This is a genomic window from Marinobacterium halophilum (assembly GCF_003014615.1).
Taxonomy (GTDB): domain Bacteria; phylum Pseudomonadota; class Gammaproteobacteria; order Pseudomonadales; family Balneatricaceae; genus Marinobacterium; species Marinobacterium halophilum.
In genome coordinates, this window is record NZ_PYGI01000021.1 from 1 (window position 1) to 17234 (window position 17234).

At 55.6% G+C, this 17234-nt stretch carries 14 protein-coding genes and 1 riboswitch; of the genes, 9 read left to right on the top strand and 5 right to left on the bottom strand.

Annotated features, from left to right (window positions below; genetic code table 11):
- The coding region (locus tag CLV44_RS17675; RefSeq protein WP_211298149.1) for a hypothetical protein at positions 1 to 238 on the top strand (238 nt) is incomplete at its 5' end.
- 302 nt (positions 239 to 540) lie between these two features.
- On the opposite strand, the gene CLV44_RS14030 is transcribed toward CLV44_RS17675, so the two are convergent.
- The gene (locus tag CLV44_RS14030; protein ID WP_106592755.1) at positions 541 to 948 is read right to left on the bottom strand and encodes a hypothetical protein; all 408 of its coding nucleotides are present in this window, start codon (positions 946 to 948) and stop codon (positions 541 to 543) included.
- Positions 949 to 1478: 530 nt separating this feature from the next.
- On the opposite strand from CLV44_RS14030, the gene CLV44_RS14035 reads away from it, so the two are divergent.
- The 3 genes from CLV44_RS14035 to CLV44_RS14045 all read left to right on the top strand — a co-directional run bounded on the left by CLV44_RS14035 (position 1479) and on the right by CLV44_RS14045 (position 2802).
- Positions 1479 to 1730, top strand: coding sequence for a TIGR03643 family protein (locus tag CLV44_RS14035; protein WP_106592756.1), 252 nt, complete (start codon positions 1479 to 1481; stop codon positions 1728 to 1730).
- Between the two features lie 266 nt (positions 1731 to 1996).
- Positions 1997 to 2206 (top strand): cold-shock protein, encoded by a 210-nt coding sequence (locus tag CLV44_RS14040; RefSeq protein WP_106592757.1) that lies wholly within the window; start codon positions 1997 to 1999, stop codon positions 2204 to 2206.
- A gap of 386 nt (positions 2207 to 2592) precedes the next feature.
- Positions 2593 to 2802: a cold-shock protein gene (locus CLV44_RS14045; RefSeq protein ID WP_106592758.1), complete on the top strand. Its 210-nt coding sequence runs from the start codon at positions 2593 to 2595 to the stop codon at positions 2800 to 2802.
- Positions 2803 to 2885: 83 nt separating this feature from the next.
- Here CLV44_RS14045 and CLV44_RS14050 read toward each other — a convergent pair whose 3' ends face one another.
- Positions 2886 to 3428 (bottom strand): glutathione peroxidase, encoded by a 543-nt coding sequence (locus tag CLV44_RS14050; RefSeq protein ID WP_106592759.1) that lies wholly within the window; start codon positions 3426 to 3428, stop codon positions 2886 to 2888.
- 103 nt (positions 3429 to 3531) lie between these two features.
- Between CLV44_RS14050 and CLV44_RS14055 the strand changes: the two genes are divergently transcribed.
- Entirely contained in the window at positions 3532 to 4743 is a 1212-nt protein-coding gene (locus CLV44_RS14055) for an MFS transporter (protein ID WP_170069357.1), read from the top strand.
- Here the strand turns inward: CLV44_RS14055 and CLV44_RS14060 are convergent.
- The 3 genes from CLV44_RS14060 to CLV44_RS14070 are packed head-to-tail and all read right to left on the bottom strand — an operon-like array spanning position 4740 to position 8061.
- Positions 4740 to 5744 (bottom strand): alpha-L-glutamate ligase-like protein, encoded by a 1005-nt coding sequence (locus tag CLV44_RS14060; protein WP_106592761.1) that lies wholly within the window; start codon positions 5742 to 5744, stop codon positions 4740 to 4742. The genes CLV44_RS14055 and CLV44_RS14060 overlap by 4 nt on opposite strands.
- A complete protein-coding gene (locus tag CLV44_RS14065; protein ID WP_106592762.1) occupies positions 5744 to 7264 on the bottom strand; it encodes an inactive transglutaminase family protein in 1521 nt (506 codons plus the stop codon). Before CLV44_RS14065 ends, CLV44_RS14060 begins: the two co-directional genes overlap by 1 nt.
- Entirely contained in the window at positions 7261 to 8061 is an 801-nt protein-coding gene (locus CLV44_RS14070) for an ATP-dependent zinc protease family protein (RefSeq protein ID WP_211298150.1), read from the bottom strand. Before CLV44_RS14070 ends, CLV44_RS14065 begins: the two co-directional genes overlap by 4 nt.
- Positions 8062 to 8262: 201 nt before the next feature.
- On the opposite strand from CLV44_RS14070, the gene CLV44_RS14075 reads away from it, so the two are divergent.
- From CLV44_RS14075 to CLV44_RS14090, 4 genes are all read left to right on the top strand, one after another.
- Positions 8263 to 9357, top strand: a complete 1095-nt coding sequence (locus CLV44_RS14075; RefSeq protein WP_106592763.1) for an efflux RND transporter periplasmic adaptor subunit — start codon at positions 8263 to 8265, stop codon at positions 9355 to 9357.
- Complete coding sequence (locus CLV44_RS14080) at positions 9354 to 12461, top strand: efflux RND transporter permease subunit (RefSeq protein WP_106592764.1); 3108 nt, start codon at positions 9354 to 9356, stop codon at positions 12459 to 12461. The genes CLV44_RS14075 and CLV44_RS14080 overlap by 4 nt, the downstream gene beginning before the upstream one ends.
- Positions 12462 to 12529: 68 nt before the next feature.
- Positions 12530 to 12605: riboswitch (cyclic di-GMP riboswitch) on the bottom strand.
- Positions 12606 to 12985: 380 nt separating this feature from the next.
- Complete coding sequence (locus tag CLV44_RS14085; protein WP_245912701.1) at positions 12986 to 14266, top strand: OprD family outer membrane porin; 1281 nt, start codon at positions 12986 to 12988, stop codon at positions 14264 to 14266.
- A 337-nt stretch (positions 14267 to 14603) separates the two neighbouring features.
- On the top strand, positions 14604 to 17228 hold the full coding sequence (locus CLV44_RS14090) for a GAF domain-containing protein (protein WP_106592766.1): 2625 nt from the start codon (positions 14604 to 14606) through the stop codon (positions 17226 to 17228).
- Positions 17229 to 17234 lie beyond the last annotated feature (6 nt).

The window sequence follows — 17234 nt, forward strand, 5'->3', positions numbered from 1 at the left end:
GGCCCAGGAACTTTTCCTTACGGGTCTGACGGCGCTTGTTGCTGAACTCGCTGTCCGCGAATGTAAGTTGCTGATCCATCTCTGCGTCCTCAATCGTGTGCGGCAGGCATTATCCCATGCGGCGGACTTATTCGCAGCTTCCTTAGCTATAGCTCAATTTTTTATCATTTTTATGAGCTATCTTCCAACTGATGTAGTTATGCCTAAAGCAAGAGTTGTTAGAAAAACTTCAAGCTGATAATCAAACATAAAAGGTGGAGCTATAAATAATGCTCCCAAACCTGCCATGACTAGAATAGCCCCTAGAACTTTCCTTGCCAACTTAGGTAAGAACTTATTTGCCGCGAAAGTATATACAAGCACGAATACTACAAGCAGTATAAAAATCATATTAATATTTATCTAAAGTTGAGTGTGTTCCTGCGAAGCTATACTGAGGACCTATTCAACCGTTTACTTCAATAAACGTCATGATAGCTACGTCCTCTGCGTTAAGATTTATCATATTGTCAATAATATATTTATTGATTTTCGGCCCTATTAAATAGCCAATGGCAACCGTAGCGCCCCCTTTTTAGCATTGCTATATTGGATACTCTTGGGAAGTTTTATCGTCACCAAAAAAGCTAAAGTTGCCGTAACAGCACCGGTTACAGCATTAGCAAATTTATACTGCTTATGAGTAGCAGCATTAGCACCATCAACAGATAACGGCTCGCAAACAACTGTGTAGAGCTTTATTGGTCGAGTATCCCCATGCTTCATACCTTGAACAGTTCGTCTAAGCATATTTAGGGTTGCTATCTGAGCGGCTGCATTGATATTTTTGTTAGGTGAATAGATGGTATTGTTTACGATGTGCTCTCTGAACTCTGTGGCAGGATACTCTAATAAGGTTAAGTTACCCTTAGAATAATCATTACTAAAATCTCGTTTACTCATCCCCATTTTAAGGCTCTTTCCTATATTGAGTGGATTCAGAACCTTATGATTTTAGGTAATACCGGTCAAGATGTGGACAGATGGCAACAGATTAGAGAAATTTCTAGAATAAAACGCTGTACTATTGAGCCGCTATTCCGAGCAAATTCCAAGTTCTCTGATATTTATAATCTTCACAATATCATGCATGTATTCCACGATCTGTGTTCAGGTTTTTCAAGCCCTAACCCAGTAACCACGAGGTTTTAGGGCAGGGTATTTAGGGGTGTTTAGCTTCAACCGCCCCCCGTAGGATTGGGGGCTGTTTAAGGTCGATTCTCTATATTTGGTCGCTAAGGAGGCAGTTAAGTGTCGCACAAGTTCTAACTTGCGCGACACTTCCCCCGCCCTGAATCGTCCCCGTGTTTCCTAGGCATTCTGCTGCAACATACAGATACGCGGGCAGGTGAAAGACCTGCCCATCCAACTGATCAATTCCCGTTACTCATCCGTATCTGACTACTCAGTCACTCACCTGCAACCGGACGGCAACCCGCATGACTCTATTACCTGAGGATCACTCCCGTATCATCGAAATGGCCTGGGAAGACCGCACCCCGTTTGAGGCAATTGAACACTGCTATGGCTTGCCCGAGGCGGGCGTTATTCGGTTGATGCAGCGTTCGCTCAAGCCTGCCAGTTTCCGCTTGTGGCGCAGGCGGGTAAGCGGGCGGGCAACCAAGCATCTGCAGCGGCGTGCGCCGGGCGTTAGTCGCGGATGTGCACCGGGGCAATACAAGCCACGTTGACCGCTGCGGCGGTATTATTCCGATGCAGGGTGTGTCGATTGATCATTTTATTTACAAATAAACCTTTGACGTACGGGTCAGTGGGTGTACACTGCAGTGGCTTGAGAGTAAAACCTGAATTTATGCCCCCATTTCGACGTCCTGCCTAATCGTAAGCGCCTCGTTCTGATTTCATAAGTCCCTGCATTACTGTAAAGCATTACCCGAGCTGATATGGCATTTACGCCACACGGTTCATATATTTTATTAAGAACGAGATTACTATTATGTCTAATACAACTACTGGCACCGTTAAATGGTTCAACGAAACTAAAGGTTTTGGTTTCATCGAACAGCAGAGCGGCCCGGACGTTTTCGCCCACTTCAGCGCTATTTCCGGTTCAGGCTTCAAAACCCTGGCTGAAGGCCAGCAGGTTGAATTTACCGTTACTCAGGGCCAGAAGGGTCCTCAGGCGGAAAACATCGTTGCAATCTAAATCTCGTATTTAGACTGCTGATGTAAAAAACGGGCCCTTGTGGCCCGTTTTTTATTGTCTGAAAAAGGATATTTGTTTTGGATTTAATCGTGAGGCTTCGTGTTGATTTAAATACATTTTTTTCAATTATTACTGTCGGAAAGCCGTCTTGAAAAAACAATTATCTGCTTTATATTAATAAACCTTTGACCCATGGAATATAAGGTGTACACTACAACGGCTTGAGAGTAAAACCTGAATTTATGCCCCCATTTCGACGTCCTGCCTAATCGTAAGCGCCTCGTTCTGATTCCATAAGTCCCTGCATTACTGTAAAGCATTACCCGAGCTGATATGGCATTTACGCCACACGGTTCATATATTTTATTAAGAACGAGATTACTATTATGTCTAATACAACTACTGGCACCGTTAAATGGTTCAACGAAACTAAAGGTTTTGGTTTCATCGAACAGCAGAACGGCCCGGACGTTTTCGCCCACTTCAGCGCTATTTCCGGTTCAGGCTTCAAAACCCTGGCTGAAGGCCAGCAGGTTGAGTTCACCGTTACTCAGGGCCAGAAGGGTCCTCAGGCGGAAAACATCGCTGCAATCTAAATCTTGTATTTAGATTGCCGATGAAAAAACGGGCCCTTGTGGCCCGTTTTTTATTGTCTGAAATAAGGCTTTTGAGCCGCTTGTCATAGCACCGCTTCTATCGCCTGCTGCAGTTTTTTGTCATCTGGTGAGGTCATGCTGGAGAAAGCTGCTGTTACCCGTCCTTCACGGTCAATCACATACTTGTAGAAGTTCCAACGCGGAGGTTTTCCGCTCTGGCGAGCAATTTCGCGGAAAATGGGGTGCGCCTCGCTGCCACGAACATGGATGGGGCTGAACATGTCGAAGCTGACACCGTAATTGATAAAGCAGACCTCTGCGGCCTTGGCTTCGTCCTTGGCTTCCTGGCGGAAGTCGTTGGACGGAAAGCCGACCACTTTCAGTCCCTTGTCCTTGTACTGCTGATGCAGGGCTTCCAGGCCTTCGAACTGTCCGGTGAAACCACAGAAACTGGCGGTGTTGATCACCAGCATGGGGTGGCCGGTGTAATTGGCGCTCAGGTCGACGATGTCGTTGGCGTGCAACCGTTTCAATTTATGGTCGAGCAGGGCGGCGGTATCGGGCTCGGTTGCGATCACCTGATGGCTCAGGAACAGACCGCACAGGGTACAGAGTAGGCGTTTCATGACAGGACTCCTTGTTGTCTGATTGTTTTACGCAGCACAACCGCTTTGGTTCAGTGTGCGGGCGGGCGTACAATGCGTTCTTTTGCCGACAGGGAGTGCCGATGTGAATGTAGTAACCTCTAGCCGCCGGGGGCTGGCGCCTGAAGTAGTGGTGATGCTGGCCGGTATTACGGCGGCGCTACATATCGGCAAGTTACCGCCGGCGATACCGGTATTGCAGGCGGAACTGGATGTAAGCCTGGTACAGGCCGGCTTTTTGCTGTCGCTGGTACAGCTGGCGGGAATGCTGGGCGGTGCGTTGATCGGGGTATTGGCCGACAGTGCGGGGTTACGCCGCAGTATCCTTACCGGCCTGGGTATTCTGACGTTGAGCAGTGTGCTGGGCGGTTTTGCGAACTCGGCGACAGAACTATTGCTGTTGCGTGCCGGTGAAGGTTTTGGCTTTCTGCTGGTGACCTTGTCAGGTCCCGGGCTGATCCGGCAATTGGTGGCACCTGATAAGTTGAGCCTGCGTCTGGGCTGGTGGGGCTGCTATATGGGTTTTGGCACCGGTACCGGTTTGCTGGCGGGGCCCTGGTTGATGCAGGCGTTTGGCTGGCAGGGCTGGTGGTGGCTTATTGCGGCGGTGACGCTGGGCATGCTGGCGTGGGTTGTCAGGACTGTACCGGCGGATCAGCGCGCGGATAATCCGCGTACCGGCTCGCCGCTGTCCGGGTTGCGGACACTGCTGGGCCGGTTGCGGCTGACGCTGAGCCGTCCGGGACCGTGGCTGGTAGCATTGATCTTTGCCGCCTATTCGGGACAGTGGTTGTCGGTGATCGGCTTTTTGCCGTCCATTTATATTCAGGCGGGACTGGAAGGCGGTGTTGTCGGGATACTGACGGCATTGGCGGCAGTCTCCAATGTTGTGGGTAATGCAGCGGCGGGTCGTTTGTTGCAGGCGGGGGTGGGGCCACGCCAGTTGCTCTATACCGGTTTTGCGGTCATGAGTTTGACCACTTGGACCGCGTTCTCGTCGGTCACGGCAGACCTGCCCTGGCTGCGCTATGCTGCTGTGTTGGTGTTTTCCGCGGTCAGTGGGGTGATTCCCGGCGTGCTGTTTTCATTGGCGGTGCGCCTGGCGCCCGACAGTTCGGTGGTCTCCACGGCGGTGGGCTGGATGCTGCAGCTATCGGCGCTTGGGCAGTTTGTGACGCCGCCGCTGATCGGGGCACTGGCGGTCTGGGCCGGTGGCTGGCAGCTGACGTGGCTGGCCACCGGCGCGATGTCGTTGTTGGGGGTGTTGCTGGTGACGCGGGTCGGACGTTTGCTTTAGGCCTGCAGCGCCGGTTCCAGCGCCGGTATCGAGCGGTGTGGCTCGGGAATATCTTCGGCACCGGCACAAGTCATCGCCCAGTGGACTCGCTCCTCCGGGGTCAGATGGGGCCGTTTCAACGCTTCAACGGCTTTCAGTCGAGGCAGCAGGCCCTGGCCATTGGCGATCTGGATCGCCAGCCCCGGGCGGGCGTTCAACTCCAGCAGTAGTGGACCTTCCTCGGCATCAACCACCAGGTCCACGCCCATGTATCCCAGCCCGGTGGCTTCATAGCAGCGGCTGGCCATGTTGAGCAGGTAGTGCCAGTTATCGATGCGGATATCGGTCAGGGTCAGTCCGGTCTCGGGGTGTTGCTCGATCGGGCGGTCGAACTGGACCGCATTGAGTGCGTGGCCGTTGGCCAGGTTCAGGCCTACGCCTACCGCGCCCTGGTGCAGGTTGGCCTTGCCGTCGGAGGCACGGGTGGCCAGTCGCAGCATCGCCATCACCGGGTAGCCCTTGAATACGACAATGCGAATGTCGGGTACGCCCTGGTAGGAGTAGCGGGCCAGCATGGGCTCGGAGCGTACCAGTGCTTCAATGACGGCGTCATCGGGTGAGCCACCCAGCGAGTACAGGCCCGCCAGAATATTGGACAGGTGGCGTTCAATCTCGGCCAGGCTGACCTTGCTGCCTGACGGTTTGACGAAGTCGTCACCGTCGCGGCCGGTAATCACCAGAATGCCTTTGCCCCCCGAGCCTTTGGCCGGTTTGATGGCGAAACCGTTCAGGTTGGCCACTTGCTCGCGGAAGTGGCTGATCTCATGCTGTTCACGTACAACCTGCAGCAGCTTGGGGCTGGGCACGTCGTACTCGTCGACCACCTGCTTGGTCTTCAGTTTATTGTCGACCAGCGGATAGGCCTGGCGGTCGTTATAGCGGGCGATGTAGTCGATATTGCGCTTGTTCATGCTGAGCATACCCAGTTGCGTCAGTTCACGCGGTCGGATCCAGTCGAACATCATAGATACCTTTTCATCGGTGCAAAACGACGCAGCTCGGTCAGCTTGTAGCCGGTGTATTGGCCCAGCAGCAGGATCACGCCCAGTACCACAAGGTGCAGTTCCGGGAAGTTGAAGCTGATGTGTTCGGCCAGCGGGGCGCGCATGACCAGATAGGCGAGTACAGCGACAATCAGGCTGCCGGAGCCTTGAATCAGGACTTCATGAGCGCCTTCTTCCTCCCACAGGATCGACATGCGTTCGATCGTCCAGGCCAGAATCACCATGGGAAAGAAGGTGACGGTCATGCCGGTGCTGAAGCCCATCTGGTAGCCAACGATGCTGATACCGGCGGTGATGAACAGGACCAGTATGATCAGGGCCGAGATCCTCGAAACCAGCAGCAGGTTGAGGCTGGACAGGTAACCGCGCATCAGCAGGCCCAGAGTGACTACGCTGATGAAGGCGGCAAGACCGGGCAGCAGTGAGGTTTGGACGAAAGCCACGGCAATCAATACCGGCATGAAGGTGCCGGAGGTTTTGATGCCGACCAGAATGCGCATCAAGCAGACCACCAGTGCGCCGAAGGGCAGCAGCAACAGCATGCGGAACATGCCCTGCTGTTCGACCGGCAGCTGGTACAGGCTGAGTGAACCGAAGGCGCGATCATCGGCTTCGGCGCGCACGATCTGCAGGGCTGGTACGGTCTGGCGCAGCATGGAGAAGCGGACGATGGAGTCGGTGCCGCCGGTTACATCAAGCAACGAGCCGGTGGCCTGACGCCACAGCAACACGTCGGCGGGTACGCCCTGAACGCCGGTGCGCGGGTTAAAGGTCAGCCAGCGTTCGCCGTCGTGGATCTGGATCCAGGGTTGCAGCAGCTGCTGACGGCGGGCATCCTCCAGTTGCAGGCCCTCGGCAATGCGTGCCGGTATGCCACCGAAGTTGAGCAGGCGGTGCAGGGTGGGTGCCAATGCGCCATCGCTGAGCAAGAGGCGGGTGTTCTGGTCGGGGGTCTGGCTGTTGAGCAGGGCGATCAGTTCACGCGTCAGGCTGGCGGCATTGCTGGAACGTGCTTCGGCCTGCTGCAGCAGGGCGCGGGCAGCGGTGGCGGCGGGCTCCTCCAGGAATACTTCGCTCGGCTTGACCGGACGCGGATCGAGTAGGGGTTCGGCGGTCTCGCTGTTTGGAATCAGTCGGGTCTTGAAATACAGGGTCTGCGGACCGCTGGCGTCACGGATGGTCCACTCGGCGCGGCGGTCACCCTGCTGCTCGGTAATGGCAAAGCCGTAACCGGGGGACGCTGCCTGCTCGGTCAGGGTGTAGAACCCCGGTGGCTGTTCGGGAATGTTCAGGTTGACGCTGACCGGTTCACCCCAGGCCTGGAAGTCGATACGGGCTTCCACCAGCCAGACCGGCTGCTGCTCGCCCGGTAGCCAGGGCACGCCCATCTGCAGGTGGCGCAACGTTGCCAGCAGCAGGCCCGCCGCGATCAACAGCAGGGTCGCCAGGTAGAACGGCGCTTTGGAGTGACGGATCAAGGGGTGTCTCCTGTATCGGGCTTGGTCAGGGTATCGGGCAGCGTGGTGACATACTCGCGGCCGACATCAATCAGCATCACGTCGCGCAGTACGTTGCGCCCGATCAGCACCGGATAGGTGAGATGACTGCGATCGCTGAGGGTAAACTCGGCACTCTGGCGGTGATCACCGATCATGAACGGCAGTTCGACCACGGCACGGCGCTCAGGGTCGTCACTGTTGGCCTGAACGATCTTCGCATTGCGGGAAATCTCACGTTCTAGAGGAATCGCTTCACCGGAGACGGGATGCTTGATGTCGAAACGGACCCAGTTTTCGCCGTCGCGCTCAAAGCGTTTGATGTTGGTCGCATGCAGTGACGAGGTTGTGGCACCGCTATCGATACGGGCATCGTAGATCAGTCCGGGAACCGCCAGATACAGTTTCTCCACCTCGCCGACCACAAGCTTACCCTGGTAGCGACCGGGTGCGTCGAGGCGTGCGGTTGTGGCTGTACTCTGCAGTGTGCGTTCAGGGGGGCGGGACAGGCGCTCCAGTTTGCTGGTCTGGTCATTGAGCGCATCGCGCAGTTCTTTGCGTTGGAAATGCTGGGCGCGACTGAGGCTGTCGAACTGCTGCTGGTTAACGGCGCTCAGGGTTTCCAGGCGGCTCTGCTGTTGATGCAGCTGTTGACTCAACGTGTCGAGTTGCGCACGTTCCATAAATAAGTAGCGGTCGTGGCTACAGGCACTGGTCAGGCCCGCCAGCAGTAATATTGTGAATAGGCGAAACAGATTCGGGTAGGGTGTTGTGTTCATTAATAACGTCTCCATAGCGCAGCGCTCAGGATACAGGTTAGTTCATGGCGTGTGGCCTTGACGGTCGGCGGATTATGCAAAATTTCGGCTGAATAGACGATGAAACAACCGGTAAACACTGTTGTGATCTGGTACAGGTGGCGTGAAGATACGTAATACTGTGCGACTGCGTGGGAATATTGCAACACAAGGAGAGGCAAAGTGAGACAGTGGGTGTTGGGATTGTGTGTTGTGGTTGTGGCAACGCTGGCCCTTTTGGGGTGGCATTATTGGGCACCGCAGGAAAGCGCGCAGGGCCGCCCGCCACAGGTGCAGAATGTGCATGTGGTGACGCCTCAGCTGCAACGGGTGGAAGATCGTATCCGCGCCGTGGGCACTTTGAGTGCGCGGGAAGAGATCACTGTTACCAGTGAGGTCAATGGCCGCGTCGTGGCGCTGAATTATCGGACCGGCCAGGCGGTGGCGGCCGGTGCATTGCTGGTGCAGCTGGATGATCGCCAGGCACGGGCTGATCTGCAGGTGGTCGAGGCGCGTCTGGAAGATGCGCGCCGCCAGCTGCGCCGTGCACAGCAGTTGCGCAGCAGTAATAGCGTGTCTCAGTCCCGTGTGGATGAGTTGCGGACAGCGGTGGATGTCGCGGCGGCCGAGCGCAATGCTGCCGCAGTTCGGGTGAGTAATCATCGTATTGAGGCTCCGTTTGCCGGCGTTGTCGGGCTGAGAGACTTGAGCCCCGGAGCCTATGTCGAGAGTGGTGACCCGCTGACGACGCTGGATGCGATCGATCCGATGGAACTGCGTTTTTCGGTACCGGAACGTTATCTTGGCCAGTTACGCGAGGGCTTGGCGTTGCAGGCCGAGAGTTCAGCGTGGCCTGATCGGGTCTTTAACGGCGTGTTGGCCGAGCTGGATACCCGCATCGACCCGCTCAGCCGCAGCCTGCGGGTGCGTGCCTTGATCGATAACGATGAGCAGTTGCTGCGTTCGGGACAGTTCATGTCGGTGCAGCTGACCTTGCGAGCCCGTGAAGCACTGGTGATTCCCGAGCAGGCGGTGCTGCTGCGCGCTGACGAGCAGTATCTGTTTGTCGTGCAGGGCGAACAGGCCGAGCGGCGTACGGTGCAACTGGGCGCGCGCGAGCCGGGGTTCGTTGAAGTGGCCAGTGGGTTGGCGGCGGAAGACCAGGTCATCGTCACCGCGCAGGACCGTCTGTCCAGCGGTGATCGCATTCAGATATTACCGGGACTTGAAAATGCCATCCCGCCGAATCGGTTGCAGGCGGAGGAGTCTGCACCATGATGCTCTCTGACCTGTCGATCAAACGGCCAGTACTGGCCACGGTGATCAGCCTGCTGATTCTGGTCTTTGGTTTGGCCGCGTTGCTCGATCTGCCGATTCGTGAGTACCCGGATATCGACCCGCCAGTCGTGTCGATCGCCACCGATTACACCGGCGCTGCCGCTGAGGTGGTGGATACCCAGATCACTCAGGTGATTGAAGATGCGATCAGCGGTATCGAGGGCATTCGTTCCATCGAGTCGAGCACCGAGCAGGGCGAATCGCGTACCACCATCGAATTCAGCACTACTCGAGATGTGGACATCGCCGCCAACGATGTGCGTGATGCAGTGTCGCGTATTGTTAATCGCCTGCCGGAAGAGGCCGACCCGCCGGTGGTGCGCAAGGCCAACTCCGATGCCCGGCCAATGATGTGGGTAACGTTGCAGTCCAAGGTGTGGGATGCGGCGCAGCTCAGTGATTTTGCCGAACGGGTGTTGTCGGACCGGCTATCAGTGGTGGACGGGGTGGCCGATGTTTATATCGGTGGCCAGCGCCGCTATGCCATGCGGGTCTGGCTTGACCCCGAGCGCCTGGCCGCACGTGATCTTACGGTTGCCGAAGTGGAGCGTGCGCTGCGCACCAATAATATTGAACTGCCCAGCGGCTCGATCGAGTCGGTCAGCCGTGATTTTACCGTACGGACCGAAGGCCGTCTGAATACCGTGGATGCCTTTCGCCAGCTGGTGATTCGTCGTGATGGCGATGTTCAGCTGCGCCTTGGGGACGTGGCCGAGGTCAGGTTGGGGGTGGAATCCGATGTCAGCCGGTTGCGGGCCAATGGCAAAACGGCAATAGGGCTGGGCATTATCCGTCAGTCCAAGGCCAACACCGTTGCGGTGTCTGACCGGGTTCTGGCTGAAATTGAGCAGATCCGTGAGACGCTGCCGGCGGAAGTGGAAATCGCGCGCAGTTATGACCAGTCGGTCTTTATTCGTGCCTCGATTGAAGAGGTATTGGTCACCTTGGCCATTGCCGTGGTGTTGGTGATTCTGGTGATCTTCCTGTTCCTGCGCTCCTGGAGAGCAACGCTGATCCCGGCGGTGACGATTCCGGTCGCCGTAGTCGGTGCTTTTATCGGTTTGGGCTTTTTCGGTTTTTCGATCAACGTGCTGACCCTGCTGGCGATTATTCTGGCGATCGGGCTGGTGGTGGATGATGCGATTGTCATGCTGGAAAACATCCAGCGTCGTATCGATGAGGGTGAAACTCCGCTGGTGGCGGCCTTCCTCGGTGCCCGTCAGGTCGCTTTCGCCATCATCGCAACCACACTGACGCTGGTGGCAGTGTTCGTGCCGATCTCGTTCATGGGCGGCAACGTGGGCCGGTTGTTTGGCGAATTCGGTTTTACCTTGGCAACGGCCGTGGTGGTGTCCAGCCTGGTGGCACTGACACTGGCACCGATGCTGGGGTCCAAGTGGCTGCGTCACAGTCCCGACACCACGGAAGGGCATCGCCTGTGGCTGTGGACCGAGCGGGTATTGAACGGCATGACCCATGGTTACCAGCGCGGACTGGAGGTTTCACTGCGTCAGCCGGGACTGGTCTTGGGATTGGGTGTTGCCGGGTTGCTGCTGGCGCTGGCGATCTTTCCGCGTTTGCCGCAGGAATTGGCACCGACCGAAGACCGTGGCGTGATCATCATGCCAACCAAGGCACCGCGGGGCTCGACTGCTGATTACACCGAACACCATGTGCGCCAGATTGAAGACCGGCTGCTGCCCTATGTGGAATCCGGTGTGGCCGAACGGCTGCTCGGCATCGTCGGCTTTCGCGGTGAGGCGGATAACGCGTTCATCATTTTCGGTTTGAGCCATTGGGATCAGCGGAATGTTAAGCAGCAAACCATCGCCGCGGAGCTGTTCCCCAAACTTGCGGAAGTGCCTGGGGTGCGCTCCATTCCCGTTAACCCGCCGGGGCTGGGACAGAGCGGTTTCCGCCAGCCGATCTCGTTTGTTATCGGTGGCCCCGACTATGCCAGCGTGCAACGCTGGAGCGAAGCGATTCTGCAGCGAGCCAAGGAAAATCCGAACCTGCGCAATCTGGAAACCGACTTCGAGCTGACGCGGCCGGAGTTACGGGTGGATATTGATCGCCAGCGTGCGGCCGATCTGGATGTGACCGTGGAAGACGTAGGCCTGACCCTGCAGACGGTGTTGGCTTCGCGGCAAGTAACCACGTATCTGGACCGTGGTCGTGAATATGATGTCATCGTGCAGGCCGCTGACCGCAGCCGTGCCAGCCCGTCCGATCTGGGGGAGATTTATCTGCGTCCCCGTGCCGGTGGCGATTTGATTCCGCTGCAAGCACTGGTGGAGGTGAGCGAGGTCGGTGCGAACCCGGACCTGAAGCGGATTGACCGCTTGCCGGCGGTGGTGATCAGTGGCTCGTTGGCACCGGGCTATGACCTGGGTTCGGCACTGGAATATCTCAACGGGCTGGCACAGGACTACCTGCCGGCGGAAGCGCGGGTCAGTTATCAGGGGGAGAGTCGCGAGTTTCAGGACTCATCCAATGCGATCTATCTGACCTTTGCGCTGGCGTTCGTAATCGTGTTTCTGGTGCTGGCGGCGCAGTTCGAAAGCTGGATTCATCCGCTGATCATCATGCTGACCGTGCCACTGGCGGTGACCGGCGCACTCGTTGCACTCTGGCTTACCGGTATCAGTCTCAACATCTACAGCCAGATCGGCATCATCATGCTGCTGGGATTGATGGCCAAGAACGGGATTCTGATCGTGGAGTTTGCCAACCAGTTGCGTGATCAGGGATTGGCGGTGGGGGAGGCGATTCTGCAGGGCGCAGTACTGCGTTTCCGTCCGGTATTGATGACCACTATCTCGACACTGTTTGGTGCGGTGCCGTTGGTACTGGCAAGTGGTGCCGGTGCGGAAAGCCGGATGTCGATCGGTGTGGTTATTATCGGCGGGCTGTTGTTTGCGTCGGTACTGACGCTGTTCATTATTCCGGTACTGTACAACCTGCTGGCGCCGTTCACCAAACCGAGTGGTGCGATTGAAAAGGCCTTGAATCAGGCGCTTGATTCGAAAGATCAGGGTGCTTGAGCGGGGTTAATGCCGGAGGGTGTGGCAGTCAGCTCTATGGGCTGTCATGCCCGAAGGCGAACCTCTCTTTCGGTAACCCGGCAGCCTTTTCCGTAGGCCCTGAGCTTTGCGCCGACCGGAAATGGGTCGTTGCCTTTTCGAGAGAGATTCTTCGCTGGAAAGCGGTTATAGCGGCTTGACGCCGAAAACCTTTAAACATCTTAGCAATGATGCGTGTGACATGCCAAATTATCCTTTGCGCCAGATCAATAAAACAATAACTGTGTCGTTCTTATAAGACACCTTTCCTCTGCTTGAACGCGAAGGCTGTCGCGCTCCCTGTGACAACAGGCTATGGAACGGCCAATTCTGAAGATTATTTCTTTGATGATAGATTAAAGAAATAATCTTGCGCAATTTGCCGATTTTTCATGTTAAACAAAAGCACCTTTCGTAACGCTCACGGTAGACTTTTCTGCACTCTCGCTTTCACTGCAGCCTGAATATCTGCGGTGGATATAACAATAAAAAGTATTGAGGTGCGCATGAAGCACAATTCCCTACCCCCTGAACACGGGCGATTCGCCATATCTGCTGTAGTGTCGGCCCTTGTCCGTCACCCGTACCTGACCAAGCCTCCACTGATAATGGCAGCACTCGGCATGATGTCGGCAGTACCCGCGATGGCGGCAGATGACGACATGCAGGTGAATCTCGATTTCCGCACCTTCTACATGAACCGCGATTTTGATCAAAATATTCCGGACACGATCGCTGCGGGCCAGGCATTTCGTGTTGAACTCCTCTCGCCGTACTGGCATGACATGATCGGCGTTGATGTGTCGGCGGTGCATGTGGCCAAGCTGGAAGGCGACAAGACCGAAAATTCTTCCGATGTACTGACCCCCGAGGGTGAAGGCTACACCACTTTGGAGCAGGCTTATCTGAAGCTGCGTCCTGTTGATAACGTCAATGTGAAAGTGGGCCGCATGATTCTGATGACCCCGCTGTTGAACGATTTGACCTCGCGTCTATCCGCGCCGAGCACCCAGGCTATCTATGGCTCTGCCACGCTCGGCAACGGCGAGGTCTATGCGCTCTATTCTGATCGTGCGTCGATGAACAACAGCGAGAAATTCGAGCAATACCGCAGTGCCAGCGGGGAAACCTATGACATCAAATCGCTGGGTACGACCTATAAATTCGACAACGGTCTGAGCACTCACCTGCAGTACGCCGTGGCAGATGATTACCAGAAGCAGCTGTACCTGAACCTGAGTTACCCGACCCGTCTGGGTGATCATGACCTGCTGCTGGACCTGACCCACATGCGGGGTGAGGCTGATGGTTCCCTGTTTGCAGATGAAAACTATGACAGCAACCTGACCGGGCTGACCGGTCGCCTGTCCAAGGGCAGCTGGGCCTACACCCTGGCTTACCAGACCATCGGCGGCCGTGACGATTATCGCCAGCAGTGGGGCGGTGGCGATAATACCCAGTTCTTTACCTGGGGGGCCGTGCAACTGCTGGACTTCAATGCCCGTGATGAGCAGTCTTTACAACTGCGCGTCGATTATGATGTGCCGGCTCTGCCAGGTCTGCATCTGATGGCACGGCACACCGAATCCTGGGATATCGACTACACCGGCGGTGATGATGGCCAGCGCCGTGAAACCAACATCGATGCCAAATACACGCTGCAGGACGGGGCTGCAAAGGGGCTGAGCCTGCGCTTGCGTGTGGCGCAGGCCGACGGTGATGAGGCGGTGGTCCCGCGTATCAACGATATCCGCCTGATTGCCGAATATCGTACCAACCTGCTGTAACCCTTCTTAAAAGCGGCGCTGATCCAGCACGAGCAAGCTGGATGGGGGCTGCCTTCTCTCTGCCAGTATGTGAATTCCGTTACTTGTAAGTGGCTTTTGTGGGGGCTCCGGCCTCCACTTTTTTGCCGCGATACATATTGCAAAGGGCGCGACCCGACACACGTCAGTCATGCACGTCACCGGCGTGTTATCTGCCCAGCCTAATTTGCTATGATGCGTACAAGTGTTTCGTTTGGCCGCTCACGTTGCCAGTATACCGGCTCACGCACACTACCCCATAAAACCGCCATGGTATTGACCTTCCTGAGGTCTATTTCTGCCATATGAAGGAGCACTCATGGCAGTCAATGATCGACCGACTAATGATGATCAGCGTGTTGCGCATTTGCATGCGCTCAACATACTTGATACTCCCCGCGAAGACGCCTTTGATAATATGACCCGGCTCGTTGCCGAGTTGTTCGGTGTGCCGATTGCTTTGGTGTCACTGGTTGATCGGGAGCGTCAGTGGTTCAAGTCTGCGCAGGGCCTGTGTTCGGTTCAAACTGCCCGCGATATCTCTTTCTGCAGCCATGTTGTTTTCAATGCAGCGCCACTGGTTGTGAGCGATGCGACTCAAGACCCTCGCTTTGCTGCCAATCCACTGGTAGCCGGTGAGCCCTATATCCGCTTTTATGCCGGTGTTCCTATCCTCTCTGACGGTTTTATTCTGGGTACACTCTGTCTGATTGATACCCGAGCACGTGACCTGTCGGCGGCTGAGCTGGAACGCCTGCAGCTGCTGGCACTTCAGGTGGAACAGCTGATTCTGCTCCATCGGCAAGCGCATCGGCTCGGTGTCGAAATTGACCAAACATCAACGGTCAATGCGCAGTATGAGGCGATCATTCAGGGCGCTGCAGCAGGGGTAGTGCGTATTAATGGCCGTGGTCGCATGCTGGAGGTCAACCGGTTTGTATGCGATATGCTGGGTTACGACGAGCAGGAATTGCTGGGTCAGAACGTAAAAATGCTGATGCCCATGGCATATGCGGTGGCTCATGATGGCTATCTGGGTGCCTATCAGCGATCCGGGGAAGCAAAGGTCATCGGCAAGGGCAGAGAGGTTGAAGCTCAGCACGGTGATGGGCATTCAATCCCGGTGCACCTTGCGGTCAGTGAGGTGCATCTTGGTGCGAAGAGTGATGATCATGACAGCCGACAGTTCATCGGCATTATTTCAGACTTGCGGGACGTTCATGCTGCACGCGAGCGGGAGCAAAAAGAACGAGCACTGCTTGAAGTGCTGCACCACGGGCTGACGGATTATCGGGCGCTGGTATCCGGCAACACCCTGTGGCGTTTTCTCAAGGAGGCTCTGAAGGAACTCACTCACAGTGAATATGCGCTGATCGGTGAGGTGGTTCAGCAGAATGACACGCCAGCTTTAAAGGTACATGCGATTACGGATCTGTCATGGAGTGACAAGTCGCGGCATTTAATGGAACAGCTTGTCAGTGGCAATATGATGCTGAGCAGCCCTTCGACCATGCTGGGACGGGTGTTTGCAGGTGGTGAAATCGTCTTGAGCAACGACATGCAGAATGACCCGCGAGGCGGACACTTACCGCCGGGTCATCCGGCTTTGACGCGCTACCTTGGCGTGCCGATTGTCGATCGTGGCCGGCTCATCGGTATGTATGCCATTGCCAATGCGCCTCAGGATTATGATGAGTCGCTCGTGGAGTGGCTCAAGCCATTTACATCGACTTGTGCGCTGTTAATCAACCTGTATCGCCAGTTGAATGAACAAGATCGTTTTACAGAAGAGCTGCGTATTGCAAAGGAGCAGGCTGAGACCGCAAGTCAGGCCAAAACCGATTTTCTGTCGTCCATGAGTCATGAATTACGTACGCCATTGAACTCGATTCTTGGCTTTGCTCAGCTTCTGGAGAACAGTCGTACCCCTTTGCCCGAACGTCAAAAACGGCAGGCAGGGCAGATCATTCGCAGTGGGCGGCACCTGCTTGAATTGATCAATGAAGTGTTGGATCTGGCGCGTATCGAGTCTGGCAATATGCAGGTTTCCATGGAACCGGTCAACGCGCAGGACGTGATTCAGGACGCCATTGAAATCATTCAGCCCTTGGCTGCAGAGCAGGGGTTGAAATTGCATTTCCCCGCGCCCGAACGCTGTGGGGTTCATGTCCTGGGCGATTATACGCGTACCAAGCAGGTGTTAATTAATCTGCTGAGCAATGCGGTCAAGTACAACCGTGAAAGCGGTACGGTAACACTGCAGTGTGAAGTGATTGGAGACCTGTACCGTATTACCGTGTCCGATACCGGTCGGGGTATTCCGGAGTCTCGCCTGGCGGAATTGTTTCAGCCCTTTAATCGGCTGGGAGCAGAATCGGGCAGTATCGAGGGTACAGGGGTTGGCTTAGTGTTGACTCGCCAGCTTATCGGCTTGATGCAGGGTGAAATGGGGGTTGTCAGCCGTGAGGGTGAAGGCAGTGATTTCTGGTTTGAATTACCGTTGTATAACGGCCAATTTGACCAGCCAACCGAAACTGAAGCGGTCAAAATTCAGGCTGACCTGCCACCACCAGCCGTAAGTCACCGTATTTTGTACATTGAAGATAATCCGGCCAACCAGCGTTTGATAAAGGAATTGTTTGATGATCAGGCGGATATTGAATTGATCTGTGCTCATGATGCAGAGCAGGGTATCGAGTTGGTGTTCTCTGAATCTCCGGATCTGATTTTGATGGACATCGATCTGCCAGGGATGAGTGGCTTTGATGCGCAGAAAATTCTTCGCCGCAATCCGCTGACCTCTAAACTACCTGTGCTTGCCATATCGGCTTCCGCTTCGTCGCATAACATTCGCCGTGCCCGTGATGCGGGTTTCATCGATTATCTTACTAAACCCGTTGATCTGCTGGCACTGATGCAGCACGTTAAACAGATCCTGTCGTAAGGAGCT